The 14076-nt window shown below is 65.2% G+C and carries 12 protein-coding genes and 1 pseudogene; 5 read left to right on the top strand and 8 right to left on the bottom strand.

Features of this window, described 5'->3' with window-relative positions:
• Window positions 1-26 precede the first annotated feature (26 nt).
• From pstC to pstB, 3 genes are read left to right on the top strand one after another with little or no spacing between them, the layout of a single operon-like run.
• Window positions 27-1067: a phosphate ABC transporter permease subunit PstC gene (pstC, locus tag RhoFasB10_RS06365; RefSeq protein ID WP_068424862.1), complete on the top strand. Its 1041-nt coding sequence runs from the start codon at window positions 27-29 to the stop codon at window positions 1065-1067.
• A gap of 3 nt (window positions 1068-1070) precedes the next feature.
• Window positions 1071-1979 (top strand): phosphate ABC transporter permease PstA, encoded by a 909-nt coding sequence (gene pstA, locus RhoFasB10_RS06370; protein WP_167675631.1) that lies wholly within the window; start codon window positions 1071-1073, stop codon window positions 1977-1979.
• Window positions 1980-2013: 34 nt separating this feature from the next.
• Window positions 2014-2790 carry a phosphate ABC transporter ATP-binding protein PstB gene (gene pstB / locus RhoFasB10_RS06375; RefSeq protein ID WP_114331292.1) on the top strand — a complete coding sequence of 259 codons (777 nt, stop codon included), beginning with the start codon at window positions 2014-2016 and terminating at the stop codon, window positions 2788-2790.
• Between the two features lie 227 nt (window positions 2791-3017).
• Here pstB and phoU read toward each other — a convergent pair whose 3' ends face one another.
• From phoU to RhoFasB10_RS06395, 4 genes are all read right to left on the bottom strand, one after another.
• On the bottom strand, window positions 3018-3692 hold the full coding sequence (gene phoU, locus RhoFasB10_RS06380; RefSeq protein ID WP_167675633.1) for a phosphate signaling complex protein PhoU: 675 nt from the start codon (window positions 3690-3692) through the stop codon (window positions 3018-3020).
• Between the two features lie 74 nt (window positions 3693-3766).
• Window positions 3767-5728: an LCP family protein gene (locus RhoFasB10_RS06385; RefSeq protein ID WP_167675635.1), complete on the bottom strand. Its 1962-nt coding sequence runs from the start codon at window positions 5726-5728 to the stop codon at window positions 3767-3769.
• Window positions 5729-5846: 118 nt separating this feature from the next.
• Window positions 5847-6986 carry a tRNA dihydrouridine synthase DusB gene (gene dusB / locus RhoFasB10_RS06390; RefSeq protein ID WP_068424846.1) on the bottom strand — a complete coding sequence of 380 codons (1140 nt, stop codon included), beginning with the start codon at window positions 6984-6986 and terminating at the stop codon, window positions 5847-5849.
• A gap of 101 nt (window positions 6987-7087) precedes the next feature.
• The gene (locus RhoFasB10_RS06395) at window positions 7088-8044 is read right to left on the bottom strand and encodes an acyl-ACP desaturase (protein WP_167675637.1); all 957 of its coding nucleotides are present in this window, start codon (window positions 8042-8044) and stop codon (window positions 7088-7090) included.
• 565 nt (window positions 8045-8609) lie between these two features.
• Here RhoFasB10_RS06395 and RhoFasB10_RS06400 point away from each other — a divergent pair.
• Window positions 8610-9446, top strand: a complete 837-nt coding sequence (locus tag RhoFasB10_RS06400) for a tyrosine-type recombinase/integrase (RefSeq protein WP_167675639.1) — start codon at window positions 8610-8612, stop codon at window positions 9444-9446.
• A gap of 28 nt (window positions 9447-9474) precedes the next feature.
• Entirely contained in the window at window positions 9475-9696 is a 222-nt protein-coding gene (locus RhoFasB10_RS06405; protein ID WP_167675641.1) for a hypothetical protein, read from the top strand.
• 113 nt (window positions 9697-9809) lie between these two features.
• On the opposite strand, the gene RhoFasB10_RS06410 is transcribed toward RhoFasB10_RS06405, so the two are convergent.
• The 4 genes and pseudogenes from RhoFasB10_RS06410 to RhoFasB10_RS06425 all read right to left on the bottom strand — a co-directional run.
• The gene (locus RhoFasB10_RS06410) at window positions 9810-10334 is read right to left on the bottom strand and encodes a hypothetical protein (RefSeq protein WP_167675643.1); all 525 of its coding nucleotides are present in this window, start codon (window positions 10332-10334) and stop codon (window positions 9810-9812) included.
• Window positions 10331-10993, bottom strand: a complete 663-nt coding sequence (locus RhoFasB10_RS06415; RefSeq protein WP_167675645.1) for a collagen-like protein — start codon at window positions 10991-10993, stop codon at window positions 10331-10333. The genes RhoFasB10_RS06410 and RhoFasB10_RS06415 overlap by 4 nt, the downstream gene beginning before the upstream one ends.
• Window positions 10993-13266, bottom strand: a complete 2274-nt coding sequence (locus RhoFasB10_RS06420) for a hypothetical protein (RefSeq protein ID WP_167675647.1) — start codon at window positions 13264-13266, stop codon at window positions 10993-10995. Before RhoFasB10_RS06420 ends, RhoFasB10_RS06415 begins: the two co-directional genes overlap by 1 nt.
• A 16-nt stretch (window positions 13267-13282) precedes the next feature.
• Window positions 13283-14076: pseudogene (locus RhoFasB10_RS06425) on the bottom strand (hypothetical protein); the annotation flags it as partial.

Here is a 14076-nt window from a genome sequence, read left to right on the forward strand (position 1 = left end):
GCCACTACACGAGAGACGTGAGCGGTATGAGCGACACCACATCGATCACCGGCGGTCCGTCTGCGGCGAGCATCACAGCAGGCGGTGCGCCGCGGAATACGGAAGAACCCAAGCAATTGTCGGACAAGAAAGCCAAGGGCGCCGTCGTTCGCCCTGGTGACAGGATCTTCTCCACCCTCGCCACGGGCTCGGGTGTCTTCATCATCGCGCTCATCGCCGCTATCGGCGTGTTCCTGCTGTGGCGTGCCATACCGGCGTTGTCGAACAACACCGTCAACTTCCTCACCTACAACGGTCAGTGGAACACCTCCGACACGTCGGCGATGGTCTTCGGTATTCGCGACCTGTTCCTGGTGACGGCGACGGTGTCGATCTTCGCGCTGATCCTCGCGATGCCCGTCGCACTGGGCATCGCCATCTACCTGACTCACTACGCACCGAAGAGGGTCGCGGGCCCGCTGGGCTACGTCATCGACCTCCTCGCGGCGGTGCCGTCCATCGTCTTCGGTCTGTGGGGCCTCTACGTTCTGGCGCCGGCCATCAGTCCGTTCGCCGAATGGCTCAACGAGAACCTGAGCTGGTTCCCGCTCTTCGCGACCGGCTCGGTCTCGATCGCAGGCGGCGGCACCATCTTCACCGGCGGCATCGTGCTCGCCGTCATGATTCTTCCGATCATCGCCGCGGTCACCCGCGAGGTGTTCGTGCAGACCCCCCGTGGCCAGATCGAAGCGGCACTCGCCCTCGGCGCCACGCGCTGGGAGGTCGTGCGCACGACCGTCATCCCGTTCGGCAAGTCCGGCTTCGTCAGCGGCTCGATGCTGGGTCTCGGTCGCGCACTCGGTGAGACCATCGCGCTGTACATCATCATCCGCAGTGTGCAGTCCACGTTCGGATGGACCCTGTTCGACGGTGGTAGCACGTTCGCGACCAAGATCGCTCTCGCCGCGGGCGAGTTCAACAACCAGCTGCAGGCAGGCGCCTACATCGCCGCCGGCCTGGTGCTGTTCGTGCTCACCTTCGTGGTCAACGCAGGCGCCCGCGCCGCGATCGCAGGAAAGAAGGACTAGGCCATGACCGCAACCATGGATCGCCCGGTCAAGGAACCGACCTTCAAGGGTGTCAGCGCGCGTCGCAAGTTCTCGAACGCTTCGGCGACCGTATTGGTCAGCCTGGCCGTTCTGATCGCCCTCGTGCCCCTGGTATGGGTGCTGTACACGGTGGTCTCGCGTGGTCTCTCGGCCGTCGTGAACCCGAACTGGTGGCAGAAGTCGCAGGCCGGTATCACCCAGTTCATCGAGGGTGGCGGTGCGTATCACGCCATCGTCGGCACGCTCACGCAAGGTCTGTTCTGCGCGCTGATCTCGATCCCGATCGGCATCTTCGTCGCGATCTACCTGGTCGAGTACGGCGCAGGAACCCGGTTGGCCCGCGCCACGACGTTCATGGTCGACATCCTGACCGGTGTCCCGTCCATCGTCGCCGCGCTGTTCATCTACGCGCTCTGGATCGCTACGTTCGGCTTCGAACGCTCCGGCCTGGCGGTGGCTTTCGCGCTCGTGCTGCTGATGATTCCCGTCATCGTTCGATCCGCGGAGGAGATGCTGCGCATCGTCCCGCAGGATCTGCGCGAGGCGTCCTACGCGCTCGGTGTGCCGAAGTGGAAGACGATCGCCAAGATCGTCGTTCCGACGGCCCTCTCCGGCATCGTCACCGGCATCATGCTCGCCCTCGCCCGCGTCATGGGTGAGACGGCGCCGGTGCTGATCCTCGTCGGATCCGCGACGGCGATCAACTTCAACTTGTTCTCGGGGCCGCAGACGTCGCTGCCGCTCATGATGGTCGACCTGCAGAAGGCAGGAACCGGCGCGCTCACCTCCGAGCGCATGTGGGGAGCAGCGCTGACGCTGATCCTGATCATTGCCCTGCTCAACATCGGCGCGAAGCTGGTCTCCAAGTTCTTCTCGCCCAAGAACGTCTGACCGCCGAGCCTCACAGAAACTTCAGGAGCCGACCATGGCAAAACGTCTCGACCTCAAAGACGTCAACATCTACTACGGCAAGTTCCACGCCGTCCAGAACGTCACCCTCGCTGTTCCGCCTCGCGGCGTCACCGCGTTCATCGGACCGTCCGGCTGCGGCAAGTCGACCGTGCTCCGTTCGCTCAACCGCATGCACGAGGTCACCCCGGGTGCCCGCGTCGAAGGCTCGGTCCTGCTCGACGGCGAGGACATCTACGGTGCGGGCGTCGACCCCGTCGGTGTGCGACGGACCATCGGCATGGTCTTCCAGCGTCCGAACCCGTTCCCGACGATGTCCATCCGCGACAACGTCGTCGCCGGCCTGAAACTGCAGGGCGGCAAGAGCAAGAAGGAGCTCGACGAGGTCGCCGAGCGGTCCCTCAAGGGCGCCAACCTCTGGAACGAGGTCAAGGATCGTCTCGACAAGCCGGGCGGCGGACTGTCCGGTGGTCAGCAGCAGCGTCTCTGCATCGCACGCGCCATCGCCGTGCAGCCCGACGTCCTGCTCATGGACGAACCCTGCTCGGCCCTCGACCCGATCTCGACCCTCGCGATCGAGGACCTGATCGGCGAGCTGAAGAAGGACTTCACGATCGTCATCGTGACGCACAACATGCAGCAGGCCGCACGCGTCAGCGATCAGACCGGATTCTTCAACCTCGAGGCCACCGGCAAGCCGGGCAAGCTCATCGAGCTCGACGACACCGAGAAGATCTTCTCCAACCCGTCGCAGAAGGCAACCGAGGACTACATCTCGGGCCGCTTCGGCTAGAAGCGCCTGGGCGTTCCTGCAGGCTCCACTCCCGCAGACCGTCCACACTCGAACACGAGAAAACCCCCGAGCCCACTGGGTTCGGGGGTTTTCTCGTGCGCGAAAGGCGACGGCGACCGGAGCGAATGTCACATTCGGTCACTTCAGGTGACCGGACGGCCCCATTCGGTCACCGAGGGCTGTCGAGCCCCTTCAGTGACCGAATGGGACATTCGGTCCATGGAAGGTCAGGCGCTGGGCAGGTGGGTGGCGCTCAGCTCGTTGGGCAGTTCCCCGGTGGCGAGGAAGATGACTCGGCGTCCGACCTCGACGGCGTGATCGGCGAAACGCTCGTAGTAGCGACCGAGCAGCGTGATGTCGACGGCAGCAGCCACACCGTGCTTCCATTCACGGTCCATCAGGACGGTGAACAGGTGGCGGTGCAGGTCGTCCATCGCCTCGTCCTCTTCGCGAAGCTTGGCGGCCCGCTCGGGGTCACGAGTCTCGAGCACCTCGCGTGCCGACGCACCGAGCTGGACGGCGATGCGACCCATCTCGGCGAAGTAGCCGTTGACCTCTTCGGGCAGCGTGTGGTTGGGGTGACGACGGCGGGTGATCTTCGCGACGTGCAGTGCCAGTGCGCCCATGCGATCGATGTCGGCGACGATCTGAATGCCGGAGACGACCGAACGCAGATCGCCGGCGACCGGAGCCTGCAGAGCGAGAAGGGAGAAAGCCTTCTCTTCGCACTGGGCGCTGAGATCGGTGATCTTGTCGTGGTCGGAGATGACCTGTTCGGCGAGAACCAGGTCGGCTTGGAGGAGGGACTGGGTGGCCGTGTCCATGGCGGATCCGGCCAGAGTGGCCATCCCACCGAGGAGATCGGCCAACTCGTTCATCTGTTCGTTGTAGGCGACGCGCATAACCTCGGAGTTTAGTAGCTCACATGCACCGAGTCATGGACGCCGGAGTGAACGGGGTGTGAATGGATCGCTGGCTAGGCGCAGGTGTCGTCTGCAGCGTTGGTGAACGCCAGATCCGTCGGCAGCGGCGCGGATCCGGTGCTGCCCTGAACCCGCGTGACGTCGATCGGCTGGCCGAACATCGTGGGGGCGGTGGTGTAGCCGGGGTAGTCGGCTCCGAGCACCACTTCCACGAGACTGTCGAGGCCCTGGCCCTCTTCGACGACGGCACCCGGAATGCCCGACGCCACGGTCGCTGCCTCGGATTCCTGCCCGGGCGAGTAGCGGACGACGGTCTGTGCGGCGGTCCCGACGAAGTTGCCGACGCCCACGATCTGGAAGCCGTAGGTCGAGAGCTCCTCGGACGCCGTTGCCGCCATGCCCGGCATCTCCGACGCGTTGGAGACCTGGATCGACACCGTCATCGGATCCACCGCGAGGACGGGTGCCGCCTGCTCCGGGGGAGCGGCCGACGTCTCGGTCGGAGTCGAACGCTCTTCACCGGGCAGCGGGTCGTCGTTGATGATGGCGCTGAAGATCGCGGAGATGGCGTCGTCCATGGGGATCTCGTTGCCCCAGTCGTTCGTGCCCGACGTGGGGAGCGTGAGGAACGTGACGGCGCCCGCATCGACGTTCTGCAGCGATCGGCCCAGCGTGACGAGATCCTGAGTCTTGACGTTCTCGACGAACGTGTCACTGGTGAAGGCGTTCACGAAGCCGTTCAGCTTGCCCGGATCGAGCAATACCTTGTTGGAGAGCGCCGAACGAAGAAGCGACGACAGGAAACGTTGCTGCCGCTTGATGCGTCCGTAGTCGCCGTTGCCTTCCGAATCGACGTGGCGTGCGCGGACGTAGTTCAGTGCGGTACGTCCGTCGACGCGTTGCTCGCCTGGATTCGCGAGGACGGTTCCGAGTTCGCCGTCGACGAGGGGCTGCGGGGTGCAGACCTCGACGCCACCGATCTCGTCGACCATCGATTCGAAGCCGGCGAAGTCCATGCCGACGAAGTGACCGATCTTCAGACCCGAGATCTTCTGGATCGTCTTGACGAGGCACTTGGGACCACCGAGTGCATAGGTGGCGTTGAGTTTGTCGCCGTCGGCTGCGGGATACATCTCGCCGGTGTAGGTGTTCGAGTCGTTGTCGAAGCCCTCGCACGCAGGGCGGGTGACATCGAGGTCACGCGGGAACGACACGGCGACGACGCGGCTGCGGTCGGCAGGAATGTTGACGAGCATGACCGTGTCGGACCGCGCGCCTTCGGCGTCGTCGACGGTTCCGGCGCCGATCTCGCCGCTCGCGCCGGCACGGGTGTCGGTGCCGACGATCAGATAGGTCTCGTCGCCGTACTGGCCCGCGGCGTCGACGACGTCGGTGGAATCGGGATCGAGGGCCGCGACCTGGGCGAAGCCGCGGTCGGTGCTGCGCAGATAGCCCCAGACGACGCCCGTCAGGGCCACGGACAGAATCGCGAGGATCGAGACGAAGCCGCGCGCGACGTTCCTCGCGCGCTTGCGGCGACGCACCTTGCTCATCGCGAGGCGCGTGAGCGCGGGCCGTTCGTCGGCGGGAGCTCCGACGGCTTCCGGCTGGGCTGTCTTCGGGCGGGGCGTCGCGTCGGTGACGGGGTCGATCTTCTCCGTCGGGGCCTCGACGTCGGGACGGTCGGCCTTTGCCGCCGATTCCTGGGAGGAGTCACCGTCGGCCATCTTGGCCGTCAACTCGGCGACGGATACTCCGTCGGCCGAGCGAGGGGTTCGTTTGACGAGACGGCTCAGTCTGCCGCCGTCGCGCGAGGAGTCGTCGCTCGTGGGCTGTTCGACGCGGGGTGCGGCGGGTGCCGTCGGCGCGATCGGTGGCTTCGGCGGGGACGTGTCCTGACGCGGTGGTGTGGCCTCGGGCGCGCCCGAAGACTGCGGCCGAACACGCGAGATCGGGCGCTCCCACGGAGCCCTGCCCTCGGGCACGGGCGCGTTCGGGTCCCGATCGTCACCCACGTGTTCTCCTGGCCTTCCTGGCGAAATATCGTGCTCGCCGAGTCAGGCGATCCCAGCCATGATACCGAGGAGACGGGCTCGGTCCACTTCGATCATGGCGCCGAACCGTCGACGCAGGTCAGCCTCCGGAATGCATCAGGTCGGCGCCGACGGGAACACGGTCGTCCTCGGGATCGTCGAGCCAGCCCTCGGGAAGCGACACTGCGCCGGGCGATCCCTGGCGTCCGCGCGGGCCTTCCGCGTCCTTCGGGAACGGCACGGTCGGGTCGAGGAGGGCCAACAGGTCGTCGAGCTCGGCGAGAGACTTGACCAGCGACATCTGCACTCGTACGTCGGAACCCGCAGGGAAGCCCCGCAGGTACCACGCGACGTGCTTGCGGAGCTCGCGCAGGCCCTTGTCCTCGCCGTGGTGATCGGCCAGCAGCTCGGCATGGCGGCGGATGATCGTGGTGACCTCGCCGAGGGTGGGAGGCGTCGGCTCCGGACGGCCGGCGAAGCGTGCACTCAGCTCCGCGAACAGCCATGGGCGACCGAGACATCCGCGCCCGACGACGACGCCGTCGCAACCGGTCTCGTTCATCATGCGTACCGCGTCGGACGCGGAGAAGATGTCACCGTTGCCGAGGACCGGGACGTCGGTCACGTGTTCCTTCAGTCGGGCGATCTCGTTCCAGTCCGCGGTGCCGGAGTAACGCTGTGACGCGGTGCGAGCATGCAGCGCGACGGCCGCCGCACCTTCCTCGGCCGCGATGCGGCCCGCGTCGAGATGCGTGTGGTGTTCGGCGTCGATGCCGACACGAAACTTCACGGTGACGGGTACCGACGTGCCCTCGGTGGCCTTGACCGCGGCAGCGACGATGCGTCGGAACAGGGCGCGCTTGTACGGCAGCGCGGCGCCTCCGCCCTTCTTGGTGACCTTCGGCACGGGGCAACCGAAGTTCATGTCGATGTGATCGGCCATGTTCTCGTCGACGATCATCTTCGCGGCCGCGTAGGTGGTGTCCGGATCCACGGTGTAGAGCTGCAGCGACCTGGGTGTCTCGGTGGGCCCGAAGGTGGTCATGTGCATCGTCGCGGGCTGACGCTCGACGAGCGCGCGGGCGGTGACCATCTCGCAGACGTAGAGCCCGGAGGTGCTGCCTGCGCGTGCGATCTCCTGCTCACGGCACAGCGTGCGGAACGCCACGTTGGTGACCCCTGCCATCGGGGCCAGCACAACAGGGCTGTGCAGTTCGAGTGAACCGATCTGCAATGTCATCGAAAAGCCTCGTTATTTCTTGGGTGTGTGGAGCAAACGAGCGGTGCCCGGCACCGACCACGGTACCGGGCACGATCGAGGTGAAGCGGGTTCTCCGCAGGTCAGGACGCCTGCTTTGCGGCCTTCGCAGCGTCTCGGGCGAGCGAGCGGTCGCGCATTTCTTCGAACTTGGTGGCCTGCTTCTCCAGGTCTTCGAGGAACGCGGCGAGTTCTTCCCGACGGGTCTCGCCGCGGCCGGTGAAGTCCTCGCGCTCGAAGATCTTCCATTTGCGCAGGACGGGCCAGACGACTTCTTCGAGGTGCTGACGCAGGTCGTAGATGCCGTGCTTGGCCATCAGGACACCGTTGCGGCGGAAGTTCGGCATTCCGGCGCCGGGCATCTGGAAGTTCATGACGATGTCGCACACCGCGTCGAGTGTCTGGTCGGGTGCGATGTCGAGGGCTGCGGCGCTGATGTTGCGGTAGAACATCATGTGCAGGTTCTCGTCGGCGGCGATGCGCTGGAGCATGCGGTCGGCGATCGGGTCGTCGCACACCTTGCCGGTGTTGCGATGCGAGACGCGCGTCGCGAGCTCCTGGAACGTCACGTACGCCACCGAATGCAGCAGTCCGGTCTGCGATCCGGCGGGGGATGCGAAACCGTTGGTCATGTGGATCATGCGGGCTTGCTCGAGCGCGACGGGATCGACGCCGCGGGTGACGACGAGGTAGTCGCGCATGACGATGCCGTGCCGGTTCTCCTCGGCGGTCCACCGTCCGACCCAGGTGCCCCAGGCGCCGTCCTGGGAGAAGTTCTCGGCGATCTCGCGGTGGTAGGACGGCAGGTTGTCTTCGGTGAGCAGGTTGGTGATCATCGCAGCCTTGGCGACCTCGGAGAGCTTGCTCTGCTCCGGGTCGTAATCGACGCCGCCGAGTGCCGCGAAGTTACGACCCTCGTCCCACGGCACGTAGTCGTGCGGATGCCACTCCCTGGCCATGGACAAGTGGCGGTTCACGTTGTCTTCCGCAACAGGAACCAGCTCTTGAAGCAGTTCCAGCTGTGTCAGATCCCTCGCCATTACATTGCCTCCAGACATTGCGGATAACCGGACCCAGCCTACGGCACCGTAACTTCGCTGTGTGCACGCGTCGAACTGCGTCGCGCATCACGATTACCGGCTGGTACTTCGGAGATTTCCCCCATTGCAGGTTCGTTCCCCGTTCTCGAACCGTTACCGAGTGTACGACTGCATAACGGGAAAGGGCTGCATGTTTGCTGTCGATGTGCTGTGCGTCGCCGCAGACAGTCTGCCCGACGGGTGACTGCCCTTTCGCGGCCTGCAACGCATTCGTCGCGGTATCGAGGTGCAATCGTCATCCGCTGTTCGCCTCGCGGTCACGGGTCGATCGCAGGCCGACGACGAAAAAGGCTCGAACTTCGGGCGAAGAGTCGCGGTGAAGTTCGAGCCGTGCGCATTCGGTGCCCCCAGTAGGACTCGAACCTACGACCTGCGGATTAAAAGTTCCACGATTCACCACCTCTCACCGGTCGCGGCGTGACGGGGTTGCAGACGTGTCCCAGTTCGGTGAACAAACGGACGCAACTGGTCGGTAATGTCCGTTCTGCTGTGACTGTTGGGACGCATGAGTACTAACGCGACTATTGATCAGTGGGAACTCTGGCACCACGGCGTACGCCTGGCCGACACGACTCGGAGCGAGCGCATTCGTGTCCTGCGGCAGTTCGCTACAGAGGCCGGCATCGACCCGACGTACGCCCAACCACTCGACATCGTGCGGTGGTACTCCTCGCATCCGGAGTGGACGAAGAGCACGCACTACACGTATCACTCGTACTTGGTGACGTTCTTCAAATGGCTGCAGCTGCAGGACATTCGGGCCGATGACCCAATGATCAAGGTGGGCAAGATCAAGCAGCCGAAGCGCAAGCCTCGCCCGGTCGCGGACCAACATCTGATCCAACTGTTGCGTACCAACATGCACCACCGCACGCGCGTCATGATTCTGCTGGCGGCGCTCGCCGGCCTCCGCTGCATCGAGATTGCTGCGTTCCGAGGCGAGCACGTCGACGTGCCACGAGGTCGCATGCTCGTCCAGGGCAAGGGTGGCAGCGAGGAATGGGTACCGCTGCACCCGGTCCTCGTCGCGACCGCCGAAGGGATGCCGGCGCGGGGCTGGTGGTTCCCGTCGAACCGAACGAGGCCGGGTCAGCACGTCACCCGAAAGTCGGTGTCGCAGAGCGTCGGTGATGCGTTCCGGCGTGCCGACATACCAGGTTCGGCGCACCGCCTGCGCCACTGGTACGGCACGACGCTACTGGAGGACGGGGCTGACGTTCGTGTGGTGCAAGAGTTGATGCGCCACAGCTCGCTCACGTCGACGCAGATGTACACGGGTGTCACCGATCTGCGCATGCGCGCGGCTGTCGAGAAGCTGGACCTGTACCGCGCCATCGCCTGATATGTCCGGTGTGCTAGAACTCTCAGCCATGAGCATCATCGAGGCGAGCTTCTGGGTGCAGGTACTCATTCTGCTGACGCTGGTACTCATCCTGCTGACGTTGTGGGCGTTCGCCTTCGACGCCGTCCGCCGGCGTAACCCGCTCACGCCGATGAGCCGTGGCGGGATGCGTCGGACGCTCACCGTCGTCGCCGGTGTGCTCGCAATCGTCGTCGTTGCCGCAGTAGCGGCGACCGCCTACTACAGCTAGGAGTTAACCGTGAACACCAAGATCGCCGTCGTCGCAGTCGTCGGACTGACAGCCGCACTCGTCACCCAGTGGCGTCGCAAGGCGTACTGGGATCGCCAGCTGTATCAGGGCGACTAGACCGTCGGCTTCACGACGATCTCGGCGGCGGTGAGGTTCCGATAGCCGGACGTGGTGGCTTGCACCCATGCCGCCATGCCGATCTTCTGGCCTGCCGTCACTGGGCCGGTGTACGACGTGGCGAACGAGGTCTGACTACCGACTGTTGTCGAGTCCGTGGCGACGTTCGCGCCGTCAATCCGCAGATGGATACCTCGGCTGTGCGACGCCGTTCCCGACGACGAGATTGTCGCCGTCGCAGTGATTGTCACCTCGCCTGATTCGCTCATCACTAACGAGGTGTCGGCGTCGATCACCGTTCCTGGGTAAGCGGCCTGCGGGACCCAACCGGTGATTGTGTTCGCGCTGGACGATGTGCTGTTCGTGGTGGTGACCTGTGTGCCGGACTTGCTCATGCCCATCGAGGTGAACGCTGTCCACACCTGGACGGCTGTAGCGCCGGTGCCGACCATGATGCGCTTGGCTGCAGTGGACCCGACCATGACGCGCTTGATCAGCGCGCCGGCGAGACGGACGCTCACACGATCACCGCGATGAAGCCGGCCGCGTTCTTCGTCGCGGTGGGCAGGGCGGTGTACTGCGCTTCGGTGCCCGACCACAGAGCGGTGGTCGCGCCGGCGGCAATCGTCGGGCCGGCGGGACCAGTCGCGCCGGTGTCACCTTTGGCTCCCGTCGCGCCGGTATCGCCCTTCGCGCCGGCGGGTCCCTGCGGTCCGGTGGGTCCTGCGGGGCCGGCGACGCCCTGGAGCTGCACGCCGCTGCCGTTCGCGGGGAACGCAGTGCCGGACCAGATGTACACCTTGCCGTCCGCTGTCACCATGTACCCGTCGCCGGCCGTCAGCCCGGTGGTCGGCAGCGCCGAGTAGGTGGCCACCTGTCCCTTCAGCTGCAGGCCCGAACCCTTCGCGCCGGTGTCACCCTTCGCGCCGGTGTCACCCTTCGCTCCCGTCGCGCCAGTTGGCCCGGCGGGTCCGGTCGCACCGGTTGCGCCGGTCGCACCTGTGTCACCCTTCGGGCCTTGCTGGTACGGGCGCGCATTCCACGGCTGCGTGCCGTTGCCCACCTTCATGTAGCCGGTGTCGAGTTCGACGCCGATCTCGCCGGCCATCAGCACGGGGTTCTGTGCTGCCCACTCAGCGGACGTTGCGCGGAGCTGTTGGATTCTGGATCGCACTGCCATCAGAGGGTCCCTCCATCGAGGATCGAAGTAACTGTGTGGGCGGGGTGACCGCCGTCGATGATCGGGCCGGCCGGCTTCTGCATCGTGCCGGCGTCGATGTCGCCGAGCGGGAGCACCGGCACCGGGGTAGCCGGCAGCCAGTGAGTCTGCGTGCCGGTGATGTCGAACCGCACGTCGACGGTCCATTTGTTCGGCTGAATGTTGTGCTCGAGGCGGCGTATCCGCCGCACTGCCGCGTTGCCGCGGAACCGCACGACGACTGCGTCGAGCGCTTGCAACCTGGACACGAGCGCGATGTGTCGGGCGTCGGTCACGGTGAGTCGAATCTTGTTGACGTACTGCACATCTTCGCCGTGCGCGTCCAGGATTTCCGCCGCCCATTGCTGGAACGTGGTTCCGTACTTGTCAGCAGTCAGGTCCGCCCAGCTTCCAGTCCCGCGCACGACGTCGAACGACCGCTTCTGTAGGCCGTACGTCTCGATCGAGGACTGCCGGCGGTACTCGATGGTGCGTGACTTCGAAGCGATGTCGGTCAGTGCCATGATCGGCGGGTCCTCGCCGTCCGTCTCACGCGTAAGAAAGTCCTCACGGTCGAGATAGTGCTCGGTCACCGCGACAGCGTTCACCAGATTCTCTGTGTCCGAACCGGATTCGATCTCTCGGGTAAAGCTCATGTCGCCTTGCTCGGGCATGTCCGAGACGTCGAGCACTGCGTCGGCGGCGAGGGTCGAGCGGAGCTGCAGCCGGTTGTGTCGATCGACGAACATGAAGGCTTTGCGGGTGTTGCGAACCATGAGCAGTGACTCGCCCATCGTCAGGCCGGCGTCGGAGTACGACGGGAAATAGTCCCAGCCGTCGGGGAGCCGGCCGGCCTTACCTGTGTAGTCGACGCCGTCGATGACGACCTGTGCGCCAGTTGCAGCGACGAGCGGTGCGTACTCGTGCAGCTGGTCGTAGGCGACCGGGCATTCGGACTGTGACACAGTGCTGTGGACGGTGTGCACTGTCAGCTCGACTTGGTCTTTCCTGTTGAACGAGTTGATGATTCGTCGGTGTCGGATAGTTCCGGTGTAGATGACTGTGTGCCCGTCCGCGTGCGTCGACACCAAGCGCACACGCCGGCCGGCGACGAGTCGGGAACTGATGGTGTCGGAGACGAACCGGATTGTGGCAATGGCGAGGTCAGCCTCGATGCTTTCAGTGGTGATCTTGTTGACCTCGTCGATCACGTTCACGTACTCGTATCGACGCGCCGGAGTCTGTTCGGTTGTAAGCGTTGAGATTTCACGGGCCGTCAGTCGTTCGACGCCGTAGTCGCCGGTGGCGGTGAGGGTTACGGTGCGGCCGGCAGGGTTGAGCGGGGTGACGACTCGGGAGCCGGCGGGCAGCACGATGTTGGCGAGCAGCGTTGCGCCGTCCCACGCTTGAACCGTCACTGAGCCGGCCGCGTCGGAGCACAGCACCAGCTCGGACTCGGGCGGCACGTTCGTGAACGTGGTTCGATTTCGAAACACTTTGCTCGTCTGACTGTTTGGATTGTCGACGGTCAGGTTCACGATGTCGGGCTTCGTCACGTACACCGTCAGCGGGGTGGCGGTGTAGACGGCGAAGAAGTCGGTGTCGAGAGCTCCCCAGTAGAACGAGCGGTACTGCGCCTTGAATGGCTCGCCCGTCGTGGAGGCGTGCATCGTCACCGTCAGATGTACTCGGTCGACATCGGCCGGGATCACGACATCGGCGACGGTGGGCAACGTGAGCGCGATGTAGTTGTTCTGAGGCGCGGCGTACACCCACTGCTGCATCTGCGCCTGGTAGGCGATCAGCTCGACCTTGTTGGTCGACTCGACGCCGTACTCGTCGGTGACCTCCTTCGTTCCCCACAGCACGATTCGGGCGTTGATGTTGGTGTTGTTGCCGTCCTCGTCCTCTGGGTTGTATCCGGTGCGGCGGATGCGGACGCGGCCCGACCAGTTCACCTTCATTCCCGGCCCGACCGGGATGGCCATGCGGGAGTGCGCGAGGACCGGGCCGATGTCTACGGCTTTCTGTGCGGTGCCGCTGCCGTTCACCGATATAACCCAGTTGGTGCGCGTGGACTTGAATGTCCTTGCGGTGCGGTCGGATTGAATGCGCGTCTTGGTCTCGCTGTGGAACGCCATTCCTCGGGTGCAGTCGTAGACGATGCCGCCGGGCTCGTAGGTCCGCTGCGGAAGTGCCACGCCCTCGGGGACCCACACGTCAGTGTGCGAGTCCTCGACTTGCAGCTGGACCATTGTCCGGTCGATGAACCTAGACATTGATCACCCGGCTCGACGAGCCTACTTCCTTGCCGTACGCGTTGAGCACGTCTTTCACTTCGCGTCCGATCTTGACGGGGTCGGCCATCAGGCCGGCCTCGACCTGCACGACGACCTTCTGCTTGATCTCCATTCCGCCGGACAGTCCGATGTTCGGCACGAGGTCGTCGTCGAACGCTGTGTACACGTCCGACGCGAGGGTCTGCGCGGCGCGGATGAGGTCACGCTTCTGGGACTGCATGCCGCCGATGAAGCCCTTCACCATTGCCTGCCCGTGGGGGATCAGCATGATCCGGTCGGCAGCAATTCCTTTGCGGCCCTTGTAATGTCCCTTATTCGCGGCGGCGATGCGGCCCAGCTCGGCAGCGGCGGAGGCGACCGCGCCGGCCTGCGACCGAATGCCGGCCGCGAACGACGCGCCGGCTGCAGCGCCCTGACCGGACAGGTCGACCGACACGTTCTGCGCAGCAGCAGCCATCGACGCGGCAGCACCGGCGACCGCGCCGGCGGAGCCTGCGAGGCCGGCTGCGAACGATGCGCCGGCAGCTGCGCCTTGCGCGCTCAGGTCGACAGTGAAGCCCGACAGGTCCGGCGGGATCACGACTACCGGCACCGGCGGCGGTGGCGGGATCGTGATGGTGGGCAGGTCGACGTTGAACGAGATAGGCACCGGCGGGGGTGGCGTCAGTTGGAGCGTCGGCTGCGTGACGTCGAACGAGATGGGCACCGGCGGTGGAGGTGGCACGGTCACCGCACCGTCCACCTGGACGTCCACCGGCACGGGGG

The sequence above is a fragment of the Rhodococcus sp. B10 genome (assembly GCF_011770055.1).
In the GTDB taxonomy this organism is placed as follows: Bacteria; Actinomycetota; Actinomycetes; order Mycobacteriales; family Mycobacteriaceae; genus Rhodococcoides; species Rhodococcoides kyotonensis_B.